The organism is Lysobacter sp. CC-YZS074, from assembly GCF_056739745.1.
Genome location: NZ_CP200301.1, coordinates 287,907 through 312,306 on the forward strand (window position 1 = coordinate 287,907; position 24,400 = coordinate 312,306).

Below are 24,400 nucleotides of genomic sequence, written 5' to 3' on the forward strand. Positions count from 1 at the left end.
TCATCGAGGCATACCGCGGCATGCACGTCGTCACCATGGTCCTGGTCTTCCTGCTGGCGGTCGTCGTCAGCGGGTTCGTCGCGCGGTTGCTGCCGAAGGTGCCGCTGCCGCTGCTGCAGATCGCGATCGGCGCCGGGCTGTCGACGCTGGGCTTCGATGTCGCGTTCGACCCGCACCTGTTCCTGCTGCTGTTCATTCCGCCGCTGCTGTTCCTCGACGGCTGGCGCATTCCCAAGGGCGCGTTCTTCCGCGACTGGAAGCCGATCCTCGCGCTGGCGATCGGCCTGGTGGTGTTCACCGTGGTCGGGATGGGCTGGTTCATCTGGTGGCTGGTGCCGGCGGTGCCGCTGGCGGTGGCGTTCGCGCTGGCCGCGATCCTGTCGCCGACCGACCCGGTGGCGGTCGGCGCGATGACCGCGGGCGCGCCGCCGCCGCCGCGGCTGATGCACATCCTCGAAGGCGAGTCGCTGCTCAACGACGCCACCGGCCTGGTCTGCTTCACCTTCGCGGTGAGCGCGGCGCTGACCGGGACGTTTTCGCTGGGCGACGCCTCGGCCAGTTTCCTGCTGGTCGCCGGCGGCGGCCTGCTGGCCGGCGTCGGGGTGACCTGGGCGATCGGGCGGCTCAACCGATTCCTGGTGCGGCGCACCGGCGAGGAGCCGGGCATCCAGATCCTGGTCAGCCTGCTGATTCCGTTCGCGGCCTACCTGGCGGCCGAGCACTTCCACGTCTCGGGCATCCTCGCCGCCGCCGCGGCCGGGATCGCGATGCACTACGGCGAACTGTCGGGACGGCCGCTGGCGGCCACCCGGATGCAGCGCCACGCGGTGTGGGACACCGTGCAGACCGCGCTCAACGGCATCATCTTCGTCCTGCTCGGCGAGCAGTTGCCGGCGATGGTGCGCGCGCTGCCGGAGGCGGCCGAAGCCAGCGGCAGCGGCAACGACGTCTGGCACCTGCTCGGCTACGTGGTGGTGATCACGCTCGTGCTCGGGCTGCTGCGCTTTGCCTGGGTGTGGACCGCGATCCGGCTGACCGTGTTCCGTGCCGCCCTGCGCGGGGAGCGCACCACCATGCCGCAGACCCGGTTGCTGGCGATCATCGCCACCGCCGGCGTGCGCGGCGCGATCACCCTGGCCGGCATCCTGACCCTGCCGCTGCTGATGCCCGATGGCAGCGCGTTCCCGGCGCGCACGGTGGTGATCTTCATCGCGATGGGGGTGATCCTGCTGTCGCTGCTGATCGCCAGCATCGGCCTGCCGCTGCTGGTGCGCGGACTGACCGGGACGCTGCCCGAGCCGGAGCGCAGGGATTCCGAATCGAACGCCCGGGTCGCGGCGTCGGAGGCGGCGATGCGGCGCATCGACCGGCTCGTCGCCGAGCCGCTGGCCGACCCCGGCGAGGAAGCCGCGCGCGCCGAAGCCGCGGTGCTGCTGCGCGACGCCTACCAGCGCCACCTGCACTACGGCGACCTCAGCGGCGAGGACGCGGTGCAGATGCAACGGGTGGAGCAGGCCGAGCGCCGGCTGCGGCTGGCGGCGCTGGATGCCGAACGCGACGAGCTGTACCGGCTGCGCCGCGCCCGGGCGATCGACGACGTGATCCACCGCAAGCTGGTCGGCGAGCTGGACCTGGCCGAGGCGACGCTGCGCCAGCGCGCGGCCGAGGGGCACTGACCACCGCACGCGGCGGCGGCCCCCGTGCACGTGGCCGCTACTTCTCCTTGCGCCAGTTGACCGAGCCGCGGTTCTCGATCGAGCTCGATTCGATCTCGATGTCGAAGCCGCGGCCGAGCAGGTACTTCAGCACCAGCACCTGGCCGGTGCCGAGCAGCGACACCCCGTAGCTGACGTACAGCCGAGGCGAGAGCTGCTTGCCGATGCCGAACACGCTGCCGAGCGCGCGGCTCTGCATCACGCCGGCGTCGTCGAGGCCGATCCGCGAACCGATCTGCGAGGCCAGCAGGCTGCCGCCGGCGGTGAGCGCGGCGCTGGCGGCGTTGATGTCGCCGCGCTCGGCGCTGGTCAGGCCCGACAGCGAGCGGCCGAGGGTGAGATAGGCCAGCGCCTCGGACTGCGAGCTCGCCGGGTTCGACCACACTTCCGCCTCCGGCGCGCTGGCGCGGCCGCTGACATCGACGCCGGCGGTGATCTCGCCGATCACCCGCTCGGCGCGCAGGTTGATGAACGGGTCGGCGATCGGGTCGTTGGACCAGCTCAGGTGGCCGCGGGTGATCCGCAGGTCCTGGCCGTAGGCGGTGTACTCGCCGGAGACATCGAGGCTGCCGTTGGCGAGCATCTCGCGGCCCGGCCGCGACAGGACCCGCACCCGGCCGTCGACGCCGCCCTCCAACCCGAAGCCGTTCATCGTCACGTCCTCGCCGACGACGAGGGTCAGGTCCATCGCCAGCGGCGTGCCGGGGCCCGCCTCGGGGTCGACCGGGTCGAGCACCACCACGTCAGGCGAGGTCGACACGCCCTGGTCGAGGCCCTCCAGGTCGATCCGTGCCTCCGGCACCACCACCTCGCCGGTGACCTGCAGCGGCTCGCCGGCGCGGTAGCTCACCTGCAGGTCGGGGCTGGCGATCGCGCGCAGCTCGGTGGTGTCGGACACGAGCACGTTCTCGCCGTGCAGGTTGAGCACCAGTGGAGTGTCGCCGCCCTGCCAGCCGAGCGTGCCGTCGATCTCGAGGACGCCGCTGTCGGGGTTGCCCGCGGCCGAGGACGAACGCACGCTGCCGGCGATCCGCGCGCTGCCGTCGGGGGCGGCGTCGAGGCGCAGGACGCCGTTGTGCAGGGTGATCGCCAGCGCCGGGATCTCGGTGCTGAAGTCGGTCAGCTGCGCCTGCCCGCCGAGGCGCGGCTCGGCGCGGGTACCGCCGAGGGTGACCCGGCCGGCGAGCCGTCCGGTCGGCTCGACGATGTCGGGCGAGAACAGCTCCAGCCAGGTCAGCTCGTCGATGTCGAGCGCGATCTCGCCATCGAGCGGCGCGTAGGCATCCCAGCCGGTGGCCAGGCGTGCTTCGAGGCGGCCGTCGTCGTTGAGCACCGCGCCGAGGTCGGCCTCGATGCCCTGCGGGCGGAACTCGGCGGTCAGCAGCAGGTCGTCGTAGCGGATCAGCTCGGTGCGCGCGCGTTCGCTGGTCCTGAAACCGCCGCTGGCCGAACTCAGCCGTGCGTGCCCGGCCCAGCCGCTGCCGACCGGGCGCAGGCGGGCGTCCAGTGTGACCTCGCCGCTCAGCACCCAGGGACGGCCGGGTTCGCGCTCGGGCAGGTAGCCGGCCAGCAGCGACAGCGGCAGACCTTCGCCGTTGACCGCCACGCCGCCACGCGGCCAGTCCGCGCTGGCACACAGCACGCCGCCGGCGCTGGAGGCCAGGCACGCTTCTTCGAGAGTGGCCGCCAGGCGGCCGCCGCGGGTGTTCCAGCCGAAACCGGCCGGTTCGCGCAGCTGCCAGCCGGCGCCGCGGGTCGGCTGCAGTCGCAGCGAGGCGAGCGTGCCGCGCCAGCCGCTGCCACGGCGGTGCAGGCCGCCGGTCAGCGCCACGCTGCCGACGTCGCCCTGTGCCTGCGCATCCAGTTGCAGGTCTTCGACCGCGCCCCGCGCATCGATCCGCAGCCGCTCCAGCGCGACGCCGAGCTGCAGGCCGGTGGCGTCGACGTCGAGTGCGCCGCCACCGCCCGACCACGGCAGCTCGCCGTCGACGCGCAGCGCGTCGGCGCTCCAGTCGCCGTAGCGCAGGCCGCTGCCGTCGAGGTCGGCGGCGACGTCCGGCGCGGTCCGCGCGCCGGACAGGTGCAGCTCGCCGCGCAGGGTGCCGGCGGCGTCGGGCAGCAGGTCGGCCAGCCGCAGCGGGGCGAAGCGGGCGTCGATCGCGAGGGTCTCGCCGAACCGCCCCGCGGCTTCGACGTGGCTGTCGCCGAGGCTCAGCGCGAGCTCGCCTTCGAATTCGCTGGCGCCTTCGCTGGCCGGGGCCGCGCCGTGCATCTGCAGCTGGCCGCGGCCGTCGAGCGGGCGCCCGCGCAGGCGACCGCCGAGGTCGGCGACATCGACACCGAGCTCCAGTCCGCCGTCGTCGCGGGTGTGGCCGGTGCTGGACAGCTCGCCGTTGACCGCGCCGTCCCAGCCGGCGGCGAAGTAACCCGGGTCGAACCCTGCCAGCCGGGCGTCGATGTCCCAGGCCAGCGCGGGCGCCCAGGCGACGCTGCCTTCGGCGGCGAGGGTGCCGGTCGGCATCGCCACGTCCAGTGACCGCAGCCGCATCCGCTCGGCATTGCCGCGGCCGTCCAGCCGCAGCGTCGCCTGCTCGCCGTCGCGGGCGAGGGTGGCGGTGCCGATCAGCGCCCAGGCCTGCAGGGTGCCGGCGAGGCCGAAGTCGCCATCGGCCTCGATCACCGGCGACGGCGGCGTGCCGGTGGCGGCCGTGCCGCCCCAACGCAGGTCGCGCGCGTTGGCGGCGAAGCGGAAGGTGGCGTCCGCCGGGTCGTTGAAGTCGGCGCGGCCGCGTGCGAGAACGGTGCCGCCGAAGACCTCCAGGCGCAGCGGGTCGAGTTCGAGGATCTGCTCCTCGACCCGCACGTGCGACTCCGCCACCCGGGCCACGAATTCGCCCTGGTGCACCTCGCCGCTCACGTCCGCCGCGCCGCCGATGCCATCGGCCTGCAACCGCAGCGACAGCGGGGTCTCCGTCGGCGCGGCCTGCGGGTCGGTCAGCAGGCCGATATCGAGCGCGTCGGCGGCGACGCGCAGCTGCCAGCGCGGGCGCTCCACGCCGGCCCCGCCGGTCACCACCTTGCCGCTTCCGGTCACCACCTGCGGGCCGGTACCGCCACGCAACACCAGCGTCGCCTGCAGCGGGCCGGGCGCGCGACCGGCCAGCGCGACGTCCATCCGGGCGAGGTCGCCGCGGGCGACGAAGCCCAGCCGCGCCGGCGTGCGGCCGTCGGCCGCCGGCAGCAGCGCGGTGGCGACCAGGTCGGCCCGGTAGTGATCGCGCGGCACGTAGTCGCCGTGGGCGGTGAAGCGGCCGCGGTCGCTGTCGACCACCAGGTGCTCGACATGCAGCTCGCCGTCGTCGGCGACCAGCCCGCCGCGCAGCCGCGCGATGTCGATCAGCGGCACGCCCTCGCGACTTACCGCGAAACCGTCGATGCGGATGTCGTCGGCCTCCAGCGCGAGCGGCGGCGCGATCTGCGGCAGCGAGTCGGGCCAGCGCGGCAGCTCGAACGGCTCCTCGCTGACCGGCAGGTCCAGCGTGGCCTGCTCGACCTGCAGCGCGTCCAGCCGCAGGCGCCGGCCCAGCAATGGACCGAGCGCCGGGTCCAGGTGCACGCGCCGGGCGGTGAATACGATCGCGTCCCAGCTGAAACGCACGTCGTGCAGGGTCAGCGGCCCCGAGGCCGGACCATCGGCCTTCTCCCAGCTCAGTGCGGCGTTGTCCGGCAGGCGCTGGACGATCTGCGCGAGCAGGAACTCGCGGCCGCCGACGGTCGACAGCAGCCAGTACAGCCCGACCACCAGCACCAGCCCGAGCGCGCCGGCGCCCAGCACCGCGCGCAGCGCGAGCAGGCGCAGCCGGCTGCGGCGGCGCTGGCGCAGCTCGGCGATGTGCGCCTCGCGCTCCTCGCGGGTCGGCTCGTCGGGTCGCGGCGTGCGGAAGACGGGCGCCATCTACAGGTCCGCCCCGACGCTCAGGTACAGCTGGAACGAGGAGTCGGGGTCGTCCAGGCCGTGGGCGACGTCGACCCGCACCGGTCCCACCGGCGAGCGCCAGCGCACGCCGACGCCGACGCCGCTGCGCCAGTCCGGGCTGCTGTTGAACGCGCTGCCGGTGTCGGCGAACACCGCGGCGCCCCAGCTTTCGTTGAAATAGTGCTCGAACTCGACGCTGCCGGTCGCGACGTTCTTCGCGCCCAGCGCATACAGCTTGCCGTCGGCGCCCTCGATGCGCGGACCGACCTCGCGCCAGGCGTAGCCGCGGATGCTGTCGTCGCCACCGGCGAAGAAGCGCAGGCTCGGCGGCATGTCGACCAGCGCGTCGGTCCAGGTGTGGCCCAGCTCGCCGCGCACGATCAGCCGGTTGTTCGCGCCCAGCCCGCGGAACCAGTGCGCGGTCGCGCGGGTCTGGGCGAAGTTGGCGTCCGAACCGGCGCCCTCGACACCGCCGCGCACCATCAGCGAACCGGCCAGGCCGTCGCGCGGGAACACCAGGTTGTCGGCATCGACGTACTCGGCGCGCAGCGAGGGGTAGGTGTAGGTGGCGTAGCGGTAATCGGGCAGCGTGGCCGGGTCGCCGTCGTCCTCGCCGACATAGGCCCAGCGTTCGCGCAGCGCGTGCAGCGAGGCGACGGCGGTGAGATGGCGGTTGATCTGGCCGCTGCGGCTGCCGACGAACTCGATCCGCCGGCTGTCCATGTAGTCGGTCTGCTCGTCCGCGGCCTGCGCGCTGATCGTGTACCAGCCGTCCAGCCAGGCGAACGCCGGGATGCGGTATTGCAGGGTCAGGGTCTTGCGCCGCTCGGCATAGTCCAGCTGGGCCAGCGCCTTGTGGCCGCGGTCGTTGAGGTAGCGCCGCTCCAGCCCGAGGCGCACGCCGGCCCCGCTGTCGGTGCCGTAGCTCAGGCCGGCGGTGTAGATGCTGCGCTTGGCCGGGGTGAGGGTGACGGTGACCGGCACGTCGTTGCCGATCGCGTCCTCGGGGCGGGGTTCGATGTCGATGCTGGCGAAGTAGTCCAGCCGCGCCAGCGATTCGCGCAGGCGGTCGAGCTTGCCCTGGTGGTAGTAGCTGCCTTCCTCCCAGTACACCAGCCGCTCGATCAGTTCCGGACGGATGATCCGGCGGGTCTGCTCGAACGTCATCGGCCCCATGTCGTAGCGCTGGCCGCTGGTCCAGACCAGGTCGATGTCGGCGGCGTGGTCGGCGCGGGTGACCTCGACCTTGCGGCTGGCGAAATCGGCGTCGAAGTAACCGCGCACCGCCAGGCGGCGGCTGATGATCGACTTGCTGGCCTCGTACACGGCGTGCTCGAACACGTCGCCCGGTTGCGGCTGGAACTCGGCCAGGTCCTCGCGCAGGTAGCGGTCGCGGCCGCCCTCGCCCTCGATCGCGACATTGAAGCCGCGCACCCGGACCGGCTCGCCGGGGTCGACGGTGATCGTGACGGTGACCGGCGCGCCGTCGCCGTTGCGGCTGCGCTCGACGGTGATGTCCGGCGAGTAGTAGCCGAACGGCTGCAGCGCCTCGCGCGACTCGTCGTCGGCCTCGCGGATCAGGTAAGCGAGGCGGCGCCCGGAGACCTCGCGGCCCTGTGCCTCCACCAGCGACAGCGCGCTGGCGACGTTGGCGCCCATCTCGTCGTCGAGCCCGACGATGTCGACCGCGCCGACCTGCGCCGCATGGGCGACGCCGCCGACCGAGCTGGCAATCAGGCACAGCGCGGCAGCGGTGATGCGATGGGGGAAGCGCATCGCGGCAGGATAGCCGGTAGGTGTCAAAAAGCGATTAAGGCGGTGTGTCACCGGTGCGTCCGGCAGCCGTCGCGGGCGCCGCGCGGAACGGCGAGAGTGCGGGCTCGTCCCCCAAGTGACTTCTTCCTGCGGGCGTATGAGCGGCTCCAGCCGCGATCGCGGAATCGTCCACCCGCGCCATCCACCAACGTGACGAACAACGCGCTCGCGACCACGTACCGCGCAAACCACGCACGGTAGGAGCGACGTAAGTCGCGACCCATTGACCCGGCGAGGCCACCGCGATCAACGCGATGCCTCCATCGCGCGATCGTAAAACGCGTCGACCATCGCGCCACCTTCTGTCAGTGGTCCGCGACTTGCGTCGCTCCTACAAAGGCGGGACTGCCTCAGATCGACAGGTGCTCGATCGCGGCGACGCTGCCGAGGCGGTCGCTGAGCCGCTTCAGCAGGGCGAGGCGGTTGTTGCGCACCGCTTCATCGTCGGCGTTGACCATGACCGCGTCGAAGAACGCGTCCACCTGCGGCCGCAGCCGCGCCAGCCGCCCGAGCACGGCGACGTAGTCGCGCGCGGCCAGCAGCGGGTCGGTGTCGGCGATCGCGGCGTCGACGGCGTCGGCCAGCTCGCGCTCGGCCGCCTCGCTCATCAGCGCCGGGTCGACCGTGTCGGCCACCGCGCCCTCGGCCTTGCGCAGGATGTTGCGGCTGCGCTTGTTGGCCGCGGCGAGCGCCTCGGCCTCGGGCAGCCGGGCGAACTCGGCGATCGCACGGACACGGCGGTCGAAGTCCAGCAACGACCCCGCTCCTGCAACATCTTCGGATCCGGCACGGCCCCCTGTAGGAGCGGCTTCAGCCGCAATCGCGGCCCCGTCCACCGAGGCACCCGCAACCGCCAGCACCGCCTCGAACTGCTGCGGCGTCACGCCCTGCTCGGCGTAGTAGCCGCGCAACCGGTCGAACACGAACTCGCGCAGCTGCCCGGCATCGGCCGGTGCCGCCGCGTCCTTGCCGACCTGCACCGCGCCGACCCCATCGCGCGCGGCCGCCAGCAGCGTGTCCAGCGACACGTCCAGCTCCGCCTCGATCAACGTCCGCGCCAACCCCAGCGCATTGCGCCGCAGCGCGAACGGGTCCTTGTTGCCGGTCGGCCTGAGGCCGGCCGCGAAACCGCCGGCCAGCGTGTCCAGCCGCTCGGCGATCGCCAGCACTTGGCCGGGCTTCGACGGCGCGATCGCGTCGCCACCGAAGCGCGGCATGTAGGCCTCGTCGATCGCGTGCGCGACCTCGACCGGCTCGTTCTCGACCGCGGCGTAGTAGCGCCCGGCGATGCCCTGCAGCTCCGGGAACTCACCGACCAGCCGCGACTGCAGGTCGGCCTTCGACAGCTCCGCCGCGCGCTTTGCCAGCTGCGGGTCGACCCCGACCTGCCGCGCCACCGCCTCCGCCAGCGCGGCCACGCGCGCGACCTTGTCGGCGACGCTGCCCAGCTGCTTCTGGTAGGTGACGGTCCTGAGGCCGTCGTTCATCGACGCCAGCCCCTGCTTCATGTCCTCGACGAAGAAGAACTTGGCATCGGCGAAGCGCGGCCGGATCACCCGCTCGTAGCCCTTGCGGACCTCGGCGGCGTCCTTCGACTCGATGTTGGCGATGCCGACGAAGTGCTCGCTGAGCCGGCCGTCGGCGTCGAGCACCGGGAAGAACTTCTGGTTGGCCTCCATCGTCGCGATCAGCGCCTCGGCCGGCACCGCGAGGAACTCCGCGTCGAAGCTGCAGGCGACCGCGGCCGGCCACTCGACCAGGCCGTTGACCTCGCCGAGGATGCCGTCGTCGATCCGCGCGTGGCCGCCGGCCTTGCGCGCGGCCGCCTCGACCTCGCTGACGATGCGCGCGCGGCGCTCGTCCGGGTCGACCAGCACCTTCGCGCCGCGCAACGACTCGACGTAGTCGCCGGGCGTGCCGATCCACACCGGCTTGTCGTGCATGAAGCGGTGGCCGCGGCTCATGCGGTCGCTGCGCACGCCGAGCAGGCCGGCGTCGACCACGTCCGCGCCCAGCAGCAGCACCAGCCAGTGCACCGGCCGGGCGAAGCCGTAGTCGTGGCCGCCCCAGCGCATCGGCTTGGGGATCGGCATTGCCGCGATGGCTTCGGCGACGATCTCGCCGAGCAGCTCGGCGGTCCTGGCGCCCGGCTTGACCGAGCGGTGGAAGAAGCGCTCGCCCTTGTTGTCGGTGACCTTGCCAAGCGCGGTCCACTCGACTCCGGCTTTGGCGGCGAAACCCTGCAGGGCGCGGGTCGGCTGGCCGTCGGCGTCGAGCGCGATGTTGAGGTAGGGGCCGAGCACCTCGGACGACTGTTCGGGCTGCTCGGTGGCCACGCCCGGCAGCAGCACGGCGAGCCGGCGCGGGGTATACAGCGGTTTCGCCTCGCCGCGCTCGAAGGCGACGCCGCGCTTGGCGAGCCCGTCGATCACGCCGTCGAAGAACGCCTGCGCCAGCCCCGGCAGTGCCTTGACCGGCAGCTCCTCGGTGCCCAGTTCGACCAGCAGCGGTTGCATCCTCGCGTCCATCAGGCGGCCTCCTCCGTGGAGTTGCGCTTGAGGCCGGGGAAGCCGAGCTTCCCGCGCTGGGCGAGGTAGGCCTCGGCCACGCCCTGTGCGATTTTCCGCACGCGCAGGATGTAGCGCTGGCGCTCGGTCACGCTGATCGCGCGGCGCGCATCGAGCATGTTGAAACTGTGGCTGGCCTTCATCACCTGCTCGTAGGCCGGCAGCGGCAGACCAAGATCGGTGATGCGCGCGGCCTCGGCCTCGCAGGCGTCGAAGCGGTGGAACAGTTCGGCCACGTCGGCGTGCTCGAAGTTGTAGGCCGACTGCTCGACCTCGTTCTGGTGGTAGACGTCGCCGTAGGTCACCGGACTGCCGTCGGGCCCGTGGGTCCAGACCAGGTCGTAGACGTTGTCGACGTTCTGCAAATACATGCACAGCCGCTCGAGGCCGTAGGTGATCTCGCCCAGCACCGGCCTGCACTCGATGCCGCCGGCCTGCTGGAAGTAGGTGAACTGGGTCACCTCCATGCCGTTGAGCCAGACCTCCCAGCCCAGTCCCCAGGCGCCGAGCGTGGGCGACTCCCAGTTGTCCTCGACCAGCCGCAGGTCGTGCACCAGCGGGTCGACGCCGAGTGCTTTCAAAGACTCGAAGTACAGCTCGACGATGTTGTCGGGCGACGGCTTCATCGCCACCTGGTACTGGTAGTAGCGCTGCAGGCGGTTGGGGTTGTCGCCGTAGCGGCCGTCGGTCGGGCGGCGGCAGGGCTGCACGTAGGCGGCGTTCCAAGGCTCCGGCCCGAGCGAGCGCAGGAACGTCGCCGGGTGGAAGGTGCCGGCGCCGACCTCGAGGTCGAGCGGCTGGATCAGCACGCAGCCCTGCGCGGCCCAGTATTCGTTCAGGCGTTGAATGAGCTGCTGGAAGGTGGGCGGGGCGGCGTCCGCGGGGGCGTTCGACATGGTCTTCCGGGCCGTGGTGCAAAGCGGGCTAGTATACGGCGCGCTCCCGCCAGACCCCGCCGCAGAAGGCCGCCATGACCGTCCCGTCGACCGCTCCGTTCCTGATCATCGAGACCGGCAAGCCGGTCGGGCCGATGCAACGCCACGGCGACTTCCCGCACTGGATCCGGGTCGCCGCCGGGCTCGGGCGCGACGCCGCGGTGGTGGTCGACGTGCAGGGCGGCGACGTGCTGCCCACCCGCGACGGCTTCGCCGGCGTGATCGTCACCGGTTCCGGCGCGATGGTCACCGAGCGGCTCGACTGGAGCGAGGCCAGCGCGGCATGGCTGCGCGACGCCGCCCACGCGGGACTGCCGCTGTTCGGCATCTGCTACGGCCACCAGCTGCTGGCGCACGCGCTCGGCGGCGAGGTCGGCAACAACCCGGCCGGGCGCGAGATGGGCACGGTCGAGGTCGAACTGCTGCCGGCGGCCGCTGACGACGTGCTGCTGGCGCCGCTGCCGGCGCGCTTCGATGCGCAGTTGACCCACATGCAGTCGGTGCTGCGCCTGCCCGAGGGCGCGGTCGCGCTGGCGCGGTCGGCCGGCGACCCGTGCCAGGCGTTCCGCTGGGGCGAGGCGGCGTGGGGCGTGCAGTTCCATCCTGAATTCAGCGCGACCCACATGCGCGGCTACATCCAGGCCCGCAAGGTCGCGTTGCAGCGCGAGGGTTTCGATCCGGCGGCGATGCTGGCCGGGGTCGGCGCGGCCCCGGAGGCGCGGCGGGTGCTGCGGCGGTTCGTGCACCACGCGCGCGGGATCGCCGGCGCGCGATAATCGCCCGGTCCGCCGCCGTGCGGCGGCCGGCCGCGGCCGGATGCGCCGGCGGCGATGCTAACGTGCGGGTGGCGGTCCCGGCCGGGGCCGGAACACGTGTGAACGATCAGGTATCGGGGTGGGTATGGACACGATTCGCAAGGTGCGTCCGGGTGCGGGCGCGGAATGGCTGCTGGGCGGCATCGCGCTGCTGCGCAAGGCGCCGCTGTCGCTCGGCCTGCTCGGGCTGATCTGGGGCGGCCTCACCGCGCTGGGTTCGATGGGCGGCCAGGTCTGGCTGAGCCTGCTGATGGCGCTGGCCGGGCCGGTTCTATTCGGCGGCGTGGTCTATGCCGCGCGCGAGGTCGAACAGGGTCGGCCGGCGGTGCCCGCGCACCTGGTCCAGGGCGTGCGCGACGGCAAGCTGCTGCGCCTGCTGGCGATGCTGCTGCCGCAGGTGGCGGCGCTGGTGGTGATGGGCATCCTGCTGGTGGCGATGATCGGCCCCGAGCAGCTCCAGCAGGTGTCGCTGGTGCTCGCGCAGATGCAGACCAACCCCGATCCGCAGTTGGCCGAGTCGCTGCCGGCCGGTCGCCTGCTGCTTTGGGTGCTCGCGGTGATGGTGGTGGGCGTGATCTCCGGCTTCTTCACCTTCGTTGCCATTCCGGAAGTGATGTTCACCGACCGCGGTGCGTTCGCGGCGATGGGCCTGAGCCTGCGCGCCTGCCTGCGCAACCTGGGCGCGCTGGTGGTGCTGGTGCTGCTGATGATGATCGCGGTGATCGCGCTGAGCCTGGCGCTGCAGCTGCTCGGCATGCTGCTGGGCTTCGCCGTGGGCGTGCCGGCGGCGGCGTTCGCCGTGCAATTGCTGCTGACCGCGATCCTGTTGCCGGTGATGGGCGGCGCGGTGTGCCTCGCGTGGCGGCAGACCATCGGCGATGCGCCGGCGGTGCCGCCGCCGCATCGCGGCTTCGAAGCCTGAGCGGCTCAAGGGTTCGTCAGGAGTTCGCCCTCCGGGGGAGGGCAACGCCGTGCGCGCGGCGCACGGTCTAGACGCGTCGGCCCACGGGCCGGCATCCATGGACTGTCATACAAGGGGAAAGGAATGGCGACTCGTGCAATGGGTCCGATGGCCGGCTTCGGCTGGTTGAAGAACGCGGTCAACCTGGGCCGCAGCAATCCGAAGGCGATCTTCGGCGGAGCGGCGCTGGTACTGGTGGCGGCGGTGGTGGTGGCGATCGCCGCCGCGCTGCTGTCGGGCATCGTGGTGGCCGCGGCCGGGCCCGGCGTCGGTTCGATGCTGGCGGCGACGCTGGTCGTGCTGGTGCCGGTGATGGTGGTGCTGGGCATGCTGACGGTCGGCTACCTGCGGCTGATCGACGCGGCCGAGAGCGGCCGCCCGGCGCAGGCGACGGACGTGTTCGGCGGCTTCGGCGACCTGCCGACCTCGCTGCGCGCGATCGGCCTGATGATCGTGATCGCGGTGCTGCAGAACCTGCTGGCGGTCGGGCTGCTGATGCTGTTCGCCGGCGGGGTGCTGGAGTGGTATTCGCAGATGATGCAGTCGTCGATGATCGGCGGCGACCCGTCCGCGGCGATGATGCAGCTGCCGGCCGGGATCGGCCTGGCCTACCTGCTGATGGCGCTGGTGGGCACGGTGTTCTTCGGCGTGCAGTCGGTCGCGGTGGGGCAGGTGGCGCTGCGCGGGCGCGGCATGTTCGCGGCCATCGGCGACGGTTTCGCCGGTGCGTTCAAGAACCTGCTGCCGCTGCTGGTGATGCTGCTGACCTACGTGGTCGGGATCATCGTGCTCGGCATCGTCGCGGTGGTGCTGGTGATGGTGGTGGGGCTGCTGGCGAAGGTCGCTGGCGCCTGGCTGGGCATCGTGATCGGGCTGCCGCTGTACCTCGGGTTCCTGCTCGCGATGCTGGTGGTTGGCTTCGGTGCGATGTACCACCTGTGGCGCGATGTCTGCGGCGGTGACGACACCGCCGTGGTTCCGGTGGATGCGCTGACCGCCTGATGGGCATGCGTGGGGCGGCACGGCCGCCCCGCGTTTTTCGCGGGTACGACCGCCGCTGCGGTTTGTCGCTGTCGGACCTTCGTCAACGGTCGGGATCTTTTCCGCCGATACAGTCTTCGCACGGCCTCGGGTCCTTGGTGGCGTTACGGGCTTTTTGCTTCGGGCGAGGGCGCTGCGCGAGGCGCGGGTGGAGGAGGGTTGCTCCGCGCTCCTGACGACGTCCTGTCTCTAAGTCGCGGCGCAGGCTGTCCTTGGCCTGCTCTCCGCAACCCCCCTCCACTCGCCCCTCGCCCGAATGGCGCCGGCTTTGGAAGGCAAGCGTGCGTCGGCATCGCCGGCACGGACCGTTTCGTCGTGATGCGCCTTTATCGTCGCCATGGGCCTCTGTAGGAGCGGCTTCAGCCGCGATCCGGCAGCCGTCCACCCGCGCCGGCTCCACGATCGCGGCTGAAGCCGCTCCTACAAAAGCCGGCCCCAGTCCGAAGCCCCGATGCCTGGTCGCCCGACGCCAGTCACCCGGCAGCCAAGCGACGCCTCAGTACAGCGCGTTGAGCAGGGCGGCCTCCATCAGCGCACTCGCCGCCGCGGTCGCCCACGCGACCAGCGCTACCGCGCCGACCCCCAGCAACCCGAGCCACGCCCGCGCCCAGTGCGGGAGCGGCGCATCGGTGCCGCCTTCGGCGACCACCCGGGTGCGGCTGATCCGGTCGTGCAGTGCGAGGTGTTCCGGCGCGCCCGCGGCCATCGCGTGGCCGATGTTGAGGGTGACCCACGAGGCGGTGCCGGCGACATGCCGCCACAGCGAGCGGACGATGCCGGGCCGTGCGCCGGCCGGGTCCACCACCCGCAGGCCGAGGAGGCGCTTGCCGGCGCTGCCCTGCCAGCGCGAGCATTCGCCGGTCACGTTCCACAGCGCGCCGACCGCGGCGAACGCGAGCAGCGGCGGCAGCAGCAGCGCCCAGCTCGCGCGGTGCAGCGCGTGCATCGCTTCGGCCAGCCGCGGGTCGTGACTCATCGACAGCGCCAGCATCGGCAGCGGTACGCCGTCGACGATCGCCGTGGCCAGCGCTTCGCCGGTGGCCTGCACCAGCGATTCGAAGCGCGCGCACCAGTGCGCGGCGGCCGGTTGCAGCCACGGCCACGCCAGCAGCAGCGCGGGCGGCGCGATGCAGGCGGCGTCGACCGTCCAGGCCGCCGCGCGCTGCCAGAACCCGGCCGGCGCCAAGGCGCTGCCCGCCATTCTCAGGACGCGGCGTCCGGCCCGCGCGGCGCCAGCCAGCGCGCGGCGAGGATGCCCAGCTCGTACAGCAGGCACATCGGGATCGCCAGCATCAGCTGCGAGACCACGTCGGGCGGGGTGATCACCGCGGCGACGATGAAGATGCCCACGATCGCGTAGCCGCGGGACTCGCGCAGCTGTGCCGGCGTCACCCAGCCGAGCAGGCTGGCGATCACCAGCGCCACCGGCAGTTCGAAGCTGGCCCCGAAGGCGAGGAACAGCACCAGCACGAAGTCGAGGTAGGCGTTGATGTCGGTCATCATCGCCACGCCGTCGGGCGCGACCTTGACCAGGAACCCGAACACCGCCGGCAGCACCAGGAAGTAGGCGAACGCGCAGCCGGCGTAGAACAGCGCCACCGCGGAGGCCAGCAGCGGCAGCGCCAACCGCTTCTCACGCCGGTACAGGCCGGGCGCGACGAACGCCCAGCCCTGGTAGAGCAGCCACGGCGTGGTCGCCATCAGCGCGGCGAAGAACGCCAGCTTGACCGGCGCGAAGAACGGACTGGCGACTTCGACCGCGATCAGCTGGCCGCCGGCGGGCAGCTTGGCCAGCAGCGGCTCGGCCAGCCAGGCGTAGAGGTCGTTGCCGAACGGCAGCAGCGCGAGCGTGACCAGCACCAGCCCGGCGACCGCACGCAACAGGCGGCCGCGCAGTTCCAGCAGGTGGTCGATCAGGCGCGGCTCGTTGGCGGTGTCGGGGTCGCTGGCCGGGGCTGGGCCGTCGCGGTGGTCCGGTGCGGTCACGGTCGCGGGCCCGGGCCGGCCGGGTCGGTGCCGGCATCGACCCGCTGGGGCGTGGGGTCGCCGGGCTCGCGGCGATCGGGCGTGCCCGGATCGGGATCGTGGTGGGGCCGGTCCGGCGTGCCGGGTTCGCGCGGCTCGGGGGCGTGCGGCCCCGGCTCGCGCGCCGGCCCGGGGTCGGGCCGCGGATCGTCCGGCCCGGGCGGCGTGTCCCGCGGGGAGTCGGACGGCCGGTCATCGGGGGCGGGGCGGGGGGCCATCGACGCGTCGTGGCCGGCTTCGAATTCCCGGCGCAGTGCCTGGCCGCTTTCGTGGAGCTGCGCCCGCGCCGCGCGCAGTTCCTCCCCGGTCGCGCGCAGGCTGCGCTTGAGTTCGTCGTCGGCGAGTTCGCGCTCCAGTTCGGACTTCACCGAATACCACTGCGCGCGTGCGCGCCGCACCCACAGCCCGGCGAAGCGCGCGGCGCGCGGCAGGCGTTCGGGGCCGAGCACGATCAGTGCCACGACCGCGACCAGGAACAGCTCGGAAAAGCCGATGTCGAACATGGGGAACGGCGTACGCGGCGGCGTGGCCGCGTCACGGACGGCGGACGTGCTCGTCGTCGCGGCGTTCGGCGTCGCGCCCGTCCAGCGGGGCGTCGTCGCGGTGGCGTTCGTCAGGCAGGCGCGCGGCCGGCCGCTCGTCGTCGGCCACGCCCTGCTTGAATCCCTTGACCGCCTCGCCGAGGTCCTTGCCGACGTTCTTCAGGCGCTTGGTGCCGAACACCAGCACCACGATCACCAGCACGACCAACCAGTGCCAGATGCTGAAACTGCCCATCGGAATGCTCGCCGGAAAGTGGGATGCGGAGGATACCGCAAGCCATGTGACCGCCGCGGCCGCGCGGGCCGCGAGCGCCTTACGGCGTGGGCGGCAGCGGCTCGGTCGTCACCGCCGGTTCGGCCGGCGGGTAGGGGCTGTCGACGGGCTCGAACGGCTGCGGCTGTACCGGTGCGGCCTGCGGCGGCACCGCGACCGGCGCCGGCGTCGCGTTCACCGCGGGGCTGGCGAGCGGCGGGTGGGCCGGCGTGGTGCCGCGGGCCAGGCGGGCGGCGGCGGTGGCCTCCTCGAGCTGGTCGCGGAAGGTCACCACCGCGTCGGACGGACGCTGGCCGGCGCGGCCTTCGAAGATCATCCGTGGCGTGGTGCCGGCGCCGTAGACGGCCTGGTTGGCGTCGTCGTCGATGCTCAGCACCGCGCCGTCCAGTGCGACCCCGGCGAACAGCCCGCGCGCGCGCGACCACGACCAGATCTCCGCCTTCAGCCGGCCGTCGGTGGCCAGGCCGGTGGTGCGGCCGACCGGGCCGGCGGCGATGCTGGCATCGGCACCGAGGGTGATCTTGCCGTTGACGATCGAGTCCAGCCCGCGCTGGCTGGTGAACACCAGTACCACGTCGGAAGACTGCACGCCGGCCTGGAAGCCGATGCTGCCGCCGGTCAGCTTGACGAAGGCCGGGTTGGACCAGGTGCCGTCCGGATTCTTGACCGAGACCAGGCCGTGGCCGCGGCGACCGCCGATCACCAGCCCGATCTTGAGGGTGTCGGGGACGACGACGATGGCCTTGGCCTCGTCGAACAGCACGTCGGGGATGCCCGACTCGGGGATCGCCTGGATCTCGTTGAGCACGCGCACCGCGTTTTGGGCGCGCTCGTCCTCGGTGACGCCGGCCACCGCGGGCAATGCCAGCCCGACGGCAAGCAGGAAAACGGCAAGGCGCGGCAGGATCGACATGGCGGGCTCCGGAAAGGGTCGGACGGATCATAGGACCTGCGCGTCGGACGAAGGTTTCCGCGCAGTGCGGTTCAGGCTAGTGACGCGGCGATGAATCGGAGGGGAACACGGCAGCTGCGCGCGGCGCACACGGTGTTCCGCACAGGGAGGCGAACCCCCGCCGCCAGCTGGCATCCTATGCCGATGACCGACGCCGCTGCTTCCGATACCGCCGTTGTAATCGTCAACCTGGGCACGCCCGACGCGCCGACCGCGCCGGCGGTGCGCCGCTACCTCGACGAGTTCCTGTCCGACCCGCGCGTGGTGTCGCTGCCGCGCTGGCTGTGGCTGCCGCTGCTGCGCGGGGTGATCCTGCCGCTGCGCGCGCCGAAGGTCGCTCCCAAGTACGCGAGCGTCTGGCTCGACGGCGGCTCGCCGCTGGCGGTGCATACCGCGCGCCTGGCCACCGCGATGCAGCGCGAACTGCCGGACCTGCGGGTGGTCAACGCGATGCGCTACGGCCGCCCGTCGCTGGCCGCGGTGCTGGACGGGCTGCGCGCGGAAGGCGTCACGCGGGCACTGGTGCTGCCGCTGTACCCGCAGTACTCGACCACCACCACCGCCTCGGTCGCCGACGTGGTAGCCCGGGCCGGCGGATTGGCGACGCGGGTGGTCGACGACTACCACCTGGAGCCGGCGTGGGTCGAAGCGGTCGCGCAGTCCGTGCGCGACCACCGCGAGGCCGCCGGCAGCGGCGAGCACCTGCTGTTCTCGTTCCACGGCCTGCCGCAGCGCGTCGCCGACGCCGGCGACCCGTACCCGCGGCAGTGCGAAGCCAGCGCGCGCGCGATCGCCGCCGCCCTGGGGCTGCGCGACGATGCGTGGTCGCTGAGTTACCAGTCGCGCTTCGGCCGCGAGCGCTGGCTCGAGCCGGCCACCGACGCCATCCTCGGCGCGCTCGCCGCGCGCGGCATCCGCACGGTCGACGTGATCGCTCCCGGCTTCGCCGCCGACTGCCTGGAAACGCTCGAGGAAGTCGCGATCATGCTCGCCGAGCAGTTCGCCGGACACGGCGGCACACTCCGCTACATCCCCTGCCTCAACGACAGCCCCGCGCACGCGGCCGCGCTGGCCACGGTGGTCCGGCGCGCGCTGGGCCCGTGGCGCACGTGACGGCGCCGGCGCCGCTGCGCGAATGTGCCGTCGACACCGATTTCGGCCGGCTCGCGGGGCTTCGCGGTGGCGTCGACGGTGCGCCGAAAGTCCTGGCGCTCCACGGCTGGCTCGACAACGCGGCGAGCTTTCTGCCGCTGTGGCCGCATCTGACGGGCGGGGCTTCGGCCGGAAGCGACCGGATGGCGCTCGACCTGGTGGCCCTCGACCTGCCGGGTCACGGGGCGAGCGCGCACCTGCCGGCGGCCGCCGAGTACACCGTGGTCAACGCCGCACGCGCCGTGTTCGCCGCCGCCGACGCACTGGGCTGGCGGCGCTTCGCCCTGCTTGGCCATTCGCTCGGCGCCGCGATGGCGAGCGTGATGGCCGCCGCGGTGCCACAGCGCATCGAACGGCTGGTCGCGATCGAGGCGCTCGGCGCCCTCGCCGAGGACACCGATCGCAGCGCCTTGCGCCTGCACCGTGCCTTCGCCGGGGCCGGGGCCGGGGCCGGGGCCGCGCCGCGGCCGCTGCGGGTATTCGCCGACATCGAGGCGGCCGCGCAGGCGCGCGTCCGGGCCGGCGGCATCGGCGAGGCGGCCGCGCGGCTGCTGGTCGAACGTGGCCTGGCGCCGGCCGGTGGCGAGGCCGGCGGCTACACCTGGCGCAGCGACCCGCGGCTGACCCGGCCGACCGCGGTGCGCATGAGCGAGGCGCAGGTACGCGACCTGCTCGCGGCGATCGAGTGCCCGGTCCGGGTGATCTACGCGAGCCCGGCGCAACCGTATTTCCCTGAGGGCCTGCGGCGTGCGCGCTTCGCTTGCCTGCGCCGCGGCGAACTGGTGGTCCTCGATGGCGGCCACCACCTGCACATGGAGCAACCCCGCGAGGTGGCCGCGGCGATCGGCGACTGCTTCACCGCAACGCGCGGCTGAGCAGGTTCCGCATCAGCCGCCGTGGGCCAGCAGCGAGCGCAGGCTGCCCTTGAGCCGGCTGCCCTCGGCCCGGAAGTAGGCGCGTTCGTGCTGCCAGTGCGGGCAGCGCGCCGCGACCTCGCGCCAGAACGCGCGCGAATGGTCGTGGTGGACCAGGTGACACAGCTCGTGCACCAGCACGTACTCGAACGCCGACGGCCGCGCGAGTACCAGTGACAGGTCCAGGGCGACCGTGCCGTCCGGCGCGAGCGAGCCCCACTGCGAACGCATCACCTTGAACCGGAACCGGCGCGGCGCGCGCGGCAGCCGGTCGAGGTAGCGCGGCAGCCAGCGGCCGACATCGGCGCGGGCCTGCGCCTCGTAGAAGTCGCGCAGCGCACGGGCGACTGCCGCTGTACCGGCGCGCGGCGGCAGGGTGAACACGAGCGTGGCGGCGTCGGTGGCAGGGTCGCCGCCGCGGTCGTCGCGGATGTGATCGCAAGCGTCGCCGCCCGGCGCCGCGAACTGCAGCCGGCACAGTCGCCCCGGTTGCCAGCACAACGGCGCCACGCCGCCGCGCAGCGGCAGCGTGGACGCTTCGAACGGCTGCAGCCGCGGCAGGTCGCCGGGGGCGTGGCGGTCGAGCTGTGCCGCGAGCCATTCGCGGTGTTCGATCGCGAAACGTTCGGCGGTCGCGGCACTCGCCCGCGCCGGCAGGGTCAGGCGCGCACCGCGGTCGTCGACGCTGAGCCGGATCCGTCGCGCCCGCGGATCGCGCACGCGCTGCACCTCGATCGACCGGCCATCGGCCAGCACCAGCTCGAACGCATCGCGCTCGATGGTGCGGGGGCGGGGTGCGAGCAGGCGGAAGGGAGGCGACATGGGGTGATGGTGGCGGATCGGGTGGACGCGTGCATCGGGCGCGCTACGCCGGCCGGATGCCGGAGGAGCGACGTGAGTCGCGACCTGCCGAACCCGGCAGACGCCGGGATGGTGGATGACCGCGATGCACCCCGAAGCCTGCTTCGCCGGACATGACCGGTGGCCCATTCGCGTCGAATTCCGGACGATGTACCGGTCGCGACTTACGTCGCTCCTACAAAGCGGCCCCGGGCGATCGTTTTCAGCCGTCGGCCTTGCTCAGCTTCAGCGCCGATTCCAGCACCGCGAACAGCCGCTTCACCTCGGCGCTCATCAGCGCGAAGCGGGCGTCGAGCTCGGCGCGGATGTCGTCGCGGTCGGTCGATTCCAGCTCGTCGACGGCGCCGTCGAGCAGCTTGAACTTGCGCACGATCAGCTCGTCGCCGAGCACGAAGCTGACGTGGTCGTCGAGGCTCAGCGCGAGCCGGGTGACCTGCTTGCCGGTCTCCAGGTGGCGGGCGATCTCGTCGCTGTGCAGGTCCATGCGCTGCACCTTGACCACCGCACCCTGGTCGACCGGGTCGCGCAGTTCGCACTCCTCGCCCAGCGACAGGCCGTCGGGCAGCGGCTCGCCGGCGACCCAGCCGGTCAGCACCGAGCGCGGCGCGACCTCGGCGTTGAGCGGCAGCGCCGGGAAGCTGCCGAGCGCGCGGCGGATCTCGCTGCAGACATTCTCGGCCGACTTGCGGCTGGATGTGTCGACCGCGATCACGCCGTGGCCGGTGTCGAGCAGCGCGTCGGTGCGGCTGGGCTTGATGAACGCGCGCGGCAGCAGGTCGGTGATCAGCTCGTCCTTGAGCCGCTTGCGGGTGCGCCCGCCCGGGCGGCGGCCTTCCTTCTGCTCGATCTCGTCGAGCTTGCGCGCGAGCATCTCGTTGACCACCGCGCCCGGCAGCAGCCGGTCCTCGCCGCCGACGGTGAGCCAGATCGCGTCGCCCTGGCGGCCGGTCAGCACCTCGGCGTCGCGCCCGTACGGCGAGACGAAGCCGCGGCTGGACAGCTCCAGCGGGCCGACCGGCTTGAGCTGGCACTGGTCGAGGCCGGCGTCGAGTGCGTCGAGCTTGGTGGTGGACGGAAAGCGGAAGAAGGTCAGGTTGCGGAAGAACATGCAGGGTCCAGTGGGAGGTGCGTGCGGCCGCGACACCGCGCAGCCGGGCTGCGCGGTCGCGACGCGGGTTAGGGAATCAGCCGGCGGCCGGCGATGCGGAGTCGGGCACCGCGCCGGGCCGGAGGCCGAGGAAGTCGAACAGCTTGGGGTCGGCCAGCTGCGAGGGCCGGATGTCGCCGAGCGCGCGCGCGATCGTCTCGATCCGCCCCGGCGTCTCTCGCTCCCACTGCGCCATCATCCGCTGCACCTGCTTGCGCTGCAGGTTCTCCTGCGAGCCGCACAGGTTGCACGGGATGATCGGGAAGTCCTTCAGTTGCGCGTAGCGGGCGATGTCGGCCTCGGCGGCGTAGGCCAGCGGCCGGATCACCACGTGGCGGCCGTCGTCGGACAGCAGCTTGGGCGGCATGCCCGAGACTTTCGCGTGGAAGAAAAGATTGAGGAAGAACGTCGCCACCAGGTCGTCGCGGTGGTGGCCGAGTGCGATCTTGGTGAACCCCTGCTCCTCGGCGAAGGTGTACAGCGCGCCGCGCCGCAGCCGCGAGCACAGCGAACACATCGTCTTGCCCTCGGGCACCACGCGGGTGACCACCGAGTAGGTGTCCTGTTCGAGGATGCGGTAATCGACGCCGATCGATTCCAGGTACTGCGGCAGCACGTGCTCGGGGAAATCCGGCTGCTTCTGGTCGAGGTTGACTGCGGTGATCGAGAACGAGACCGGTGCCTTCTTCTGCAACTGCAGCAGCACGTCGAGCATGGTGTAGCTGTCCTTGCCGCCGGACAGGCAGACCATGACCTTGTCGCCGTCCTCGATCATGCCGAAGTCGGCGATCGCCTGGCCGACCTGGTGGCGCAGGCGCTTGCCGAGGCGGTCGAGCTCGCCGGCGCGCGGCAGCGGCTCGGCCAGCGGGAGGATGTCGGCGGTGGGCGCCTTGTTCAGCAGGGGTAGGACGGTGTTCATCAGGCCGCCGATTCTACCGGCCGCCCGTCGCACGGACCGAGGCGGTGGTCGCGGCGCGCCGGGCGGAGGCCGCGCTAAGCTGGCTGTATGAACGACCGCGACGACCCTGCCGAGATCGCCCATCGCCTGACCGCGCTGCGGCAGGAGCACCGCGACCTCGACACCGCGATCGACCGGCTGTCGGCACTGGCCGACCACGACGACCTCGCCCTCAAGCGGCTCAAGAAGCGCCGGCTGTTGCTCAAGGACGGCATCGCCCGGCTGGAGAGCGCGCTTATTCCGGACGAGCCGGCTTAGGCGCGGCAACTCCGAGGGCTGTGTAGGAGCGACGTAAGTCGTGACCCGCCGAACCCGGCCGAAGCCCGTGAACGGGGAGCGGTTTCGCTCCACGAAACGGCCCTGTCCGGCAGCGAGGATAACCGGCGGTGACGTGTGCTCCCGACCGATGTACAGGTCGCGACTTACGTCGCTCCGATAAGGGCATGGGACCACGCGCAGGAACGAGGCGGCCCTGCCCGTCACCCCGGCCGCCGATAGCCGCCGCTCACGCCGTCCTTCGACAGCACCCACTGCCACAGCTGCAGCTCGCGCGCGCGGAACGCCCCGGCGCACGACAGCAGGTAGTAGCGCCACTTGCGGCGGAAGGTCTCTCCAAGCTGGTCGGCGAAGCGCGGCCAGGCGGCTTCGAAGTTGCTGTGCCACGCCATCAGCGTGCGATCGTAGTCGGCGCCGAAATTGTGCAGGTCCTCGCAGACGAACAGCCCGTCGATCGCATCGCCGATCTGGCCGATCGAAGGCGTCTCGCCATTGGGGAAGATGTGCTTGTCGATCCAGCGGTCGGGCACCGACTCGCGGCGGTTCTTGCCGATCGTGTGCAGCAGGAACAGGCCGTCGTCGGCGAGGCAGCGCGCGGCGACCTCCATGTACTGGCGGTGGTTCTTGTGGCCGACGTGCTCGAACATGCCGACGCTGACGATCGCGTCCACCCGCCCACCCACCGTGCGCTCGTCCAGTTCGCGGTAGTCCTGCAGGCGGAATTCCATCGGGAGCCCGGCATAGCGCTCGCGCGCCCACGCGGCCTGCTCCTTCGACACGGTGACGCCGATGCACTCGACGCCGTGGTGGCGCGCGGCATGGCCCATGAAGCTGCCCCAGCCGCAGCCGATGTCGAGCACGCGCATGCCGCGCCGCAGGCCGAGCTTGCGGCAGATCAGCTCGAGCTTGGCCGCCTGCGCCGCGGCGAGGTCGTCGGCGTCGCGCCAGTAGCCGCAGGAGTACGCCATCGACGGATCGAGCATCGCTTCGTAGAAGTCGTTGCCGAGGTCGTAGTGGGCCTTGCCGACCTGCCAGGCGCGGGTGCGGTTCTGGCGGTTGAACAGCTTCACCTGCAGTGCGTGCCAGGCCAGCCGCGCCGGCTGCACCTCGCGGTCGAGGTGGGCGCGCAGCAGGTGGTCGAAGAACATGTCCAGCCGCTCGCAGTCCCAGGCGCCGGCCATGTAGGCCTCGCCGAGGCCGAGATTGCCCTCGGCCAGTGCGCGTTCGAGCGCGCCGGGGTCGTGCAGTTGCATGTCCCACGGCCGGTCGCCGTCGATGCGGATGTCGGCGCGGCCGAGCAGGCCGGCGACCAGTTGCTGCGGAGCGGTGTCGAGCCGCGGCGCGGCCTGGGGAGCGGCGGCCGGGGCGGCGGGGGTCTCGTCGGAGACGGCAGTATCGGGCGGCGGCACCATGCGCGATTCCTCGTGCTGGGTCGCGGCACAGGCCCGCGGTGACCCGCGGCGGGGCAATGGCG

Annotated in this window: 20 protein-coding genes; 7 read left to right on the forward strand and 13 right to left on the reverse strand. The window is 72.3% G+C overall.

The genetic code is table 11. From position 1 onward, the window contains the following. The first annotated feature begins 20 nt into the window (after positions 1-20). Positions 21-1,676, forward strand: coding sequence for a Na+/H+ antiporter (locus tag U8331_RS01240; RefSeq protein WP_481131824.1), 1,656 nt, complete (start codon positions 21-23; stop codon positions 1,674-1,676). 37 nt (positions 1,677-1,713) lie between these two features. Here the strand turns inward: U8331_RS01240 and U8331_RS01245 are convergent, their stop codons facing one another. From U8331_RS01245 to glyQ, 4 genes are all read right to left on the reverse strand, one after another. Continuing rightward, positions 1,714-5,670 (reverse strand): translocation/assembly module TamB domain-containing protein, encoded by a 3,957-nt coding sequence (locus U8331_RS01245; protein WP_481131825.1) that lies wholly within the window; start codon positions 5,668-5,670, stop codon positions 1,714-1,716. Then, positions 5,671-7,467 carry an autotransporter assembly complex protein TamA gene (locus U8331_RS01250; protein ID WP_481131826.1) on the reverse strand — a complete coding sequence of 599 codons (1,797 nt, stop codon included), beginning with the start codon at positions 7,465-7,467 and terminating at the stop codon, positions 5,671-5,673. Positions 7,468-7,856: 389 nt separating this feature from the next. Then, positions 7,857-10,034, reverse strand: a complete 2,178-nt coding sequence (gene glyS, locus U8331_RS01255; protein WP_481131827.1) for a glycine--tRNA ligase subunit beta — start codon at positions 10,032-10,034, stop codon at positions 7,857-7,859. Then, positions 10,034-10,969: a glycine--tRNA ligase subunit alpha gene (gene glyQ / locus U8331_RS01260; RefSeq protein WP_481131828.1), complete on the reverse strand. Its 936-nt coding sequence runs from the start codon at positions 10,967-10,969 to the stop codon at positions 10,034-10,036. The genes glyS and glyQ overlap by 1 nt, the downstream gene beginning before the upstream one ends. A gap of 74 nt (positions 10,970-11,043) precedes the next feature. Between glyQ and U8331_RS01265 the strand changes: the two genes are divergently transcribed. The 3 genes from U8331_RS01265 (at position 11,044) to U8331_RS01275 (ending at position 13,786) form a co-directional block, all read left to right on the forward strand. After that, positions 11,044-11,784: a glutamine amidotransferase gene (locus U8331_RS01265; RefSeq protein ID WP_481131829.1), complete on the forward strand. Its 741-nt coding sequence runs from the start codon at positions 11,044-11,046 to the stop codon at positions 11,782-11,784. 124 nt (positions 11,785-11,908) lie between these two features. Then, complete coding sequence (locus tag U8331_RS01270) at positions 11,909-12,745, forward strand: BPSS1780 family membrane protein (RefSeq protein ID WP_481131830.1); 837 nt, start codon at positions 11,909-11,911, stop codon at positions 12,743-12,745. Positions 12,746-12,868: 123 nt separating this feature from the next. Then, a complete protein-coding gene (locus U8331_RS01275; protein ID WP_481131831.1) occupies positions 12,869-13,786 on the forward strand; it encodes a hypothetical protein in 918 nt (305 codons plus the stop codon). A 535-nt stretch (positions 13,787-14,321) separates the two neighbouring features. On the opposite strand, the gene U8331_RS01280 is transcribed toward U8331_RS01275, so the two are convergent. The 5 genes from U8331_RS01280 to U8331_RS01300 all read right to left on the reverse strand — a co-directional run bounded on the left by U8331_RS01280 (position 14,322) and on the right by U8331_RS01300 (position 17,579). Continuing rightward, entirely contained in the window at positions 14,322-15,026 is a 705-nt protein-coding gene (locus U8331_RS01280; protein WP_481131832.1) for an RDD family protein, read from the reverse strand. A gap of 2 nt (positions 15,027-15,028) precedes the next feature. Continuing rightward, positions 15,029-15,811 carry a twin-arginine translocase subunit TatC gene (gene tatC / locus U8331_RS01285; RefSeq protein WP_481131833.1) on the reverse strand — a complete coding sequence of 261 codons (783 nt, stop codon included), beginning with the start codon at positions 15,809-15,811 and terminating at the stop codon, positions 15,029-15,031. After that, the gene (tatB, locus tag U8331_RS01290; protein WP_481131834.1) at positions 15,808-16,353 is read right to left on the reverse strand and encodes a Sec-independent protein translocase protein TatB; all 546 of its coding nucleotides are present in this window, start codon (positions 16,351-16,353) and stop codon (positions 15,808-15,810) included. Before tatB ends, tatC begins: the two co-directional genes overlap by 4 nt. 31 nt (positions 16,354-16,384) lie before the next feature. Next, a complete protein-coding gene (tatA, locus tag U8331_RS01295; protein ID WP_481131835.1) occupies positions 16,385-16,627 on the reverse strand; it encodes a Sec-independent protein translocase subunit TatA in 243 nt (80 codons plus the stop codon). 79 nt (positions 16,628-16,706) lie between these two features. Beyond that, complete coding sequence (locus tag U8331_RS01300; RefSeq protein WP_481131836.1) at positions 16,707-17,579, reverse strand: lipid-binding SYLF domain-containing protein; 873 nt, start codon at positions 17,577-17,579, stop codon at positions 16,707-16,709. A 183-nt stretch (positions 17,580-17,762) separates the two neighbouring features. Here U8331_RS01300 and hemH point away from each other — a divergent pair, with 183 nt between their 5' ends. Continuing rightward, complete coding sequence (gene hemH / locus U8331_RS01305; RefSeq protein ID WP_481131837.1) at positions 17,763-18,731, forward strand: ferrochelatase; 969 nt, start codon at positions 17,763-17,765, stop codon at positions 18,729-18,731. 14 nt (positions 18,732-18,745) lie between these two features. Beyond that, positions 18,746-19,645, forward strand: coding sequence for an alpha/beta fold hydrolase (locus U8331_RS01310; protein WP_481132862.1), 900 nt, complete (start codon positions 18,746-18,748; stop codon positions 19,643-19,645). A 12-nt stretch (positions 19,646-19,657) separates the two neighbouring features. Here the strand turns inward: U8331_RS01310 and U8331_RS01315 are convergent, their stop codons facing one another. The 3 genes from U8331_RS01315 to ttcA all read right to left on the reverse strand — a co-directional run bounded on the left by U8331_RS01315 (position 19,658) and on the right by ttcA (position 22,611). Next, on the reverse strand, positions 19,658-20,506 hold the full coding sequence (locus U8331_RS01315; protein ID WP_481131838.1) for a M48 family metallopeptidase: 849 nt from the start codon (positions 20,504-20,506) through the stop codon (positions 19,658-19,660). 241 nt (positions 20,507-20,747) lie between these two features. After that, positions 20,748-21,653: a recombination-associated protein RdgC gene (locus U8331_RS01320; RefSeq protein WP_481131839.1), complete on the reverse strand. Its 906-nt coding sequence runs from the start codon at positions 21,651-21,653 to the stop codon at positions 20,748-20,750. Between the two features lie 76 nt (positions 21,654-21,729). Then, positions 21,730-22,611: a tRNA 2-thiocytidine(32) synthetase TtcA gene (ttcA, locus tag U8331_RS01325; RefSeq protein WP_481131840.1), complete on the reverse strand. Its 882-nt coding sequence runs from the start codon at positions 22,609-22,611 to the stop codon at positions 21,730-21,732. 87 nt (positions 22,612-22,698) lie between these two features. On the opposite strand from ttcA, the gene U8331_RS01330 reads away from it, so the two are divergent. After that, positions 22,699-22,908 carry a YdcH family protein gene (locus tag U8331_RS01330; RefSeq protein WP_481131841.1) on the forward strand — a complete coding sequence of 70 codons (210 nt, stop codon included), beginning with the start codon at positions 22,699-22,701 and terminating at the stop codon, positions 22,906-22,908. Between the two features lie 221 nt (positions 22,909-23,129). On the opposite strand, the gene cfa is transcribed toward U8331_RS01330, so the two are convergent. Beyond that, positions 23,130-24,338, reverse strand: coding sequence for a cyclopropane fatty acyl phospholipid synthase (gene cfa, locus U8331_RS01335; RefSeq protein WP_481131842.1), 1,209 nt, complete (start codon positions 24,336-24,338; stop codon positions 23,130-23,132). Positions 24,339-24,400 lie beyond the last annotated feature (62 nt).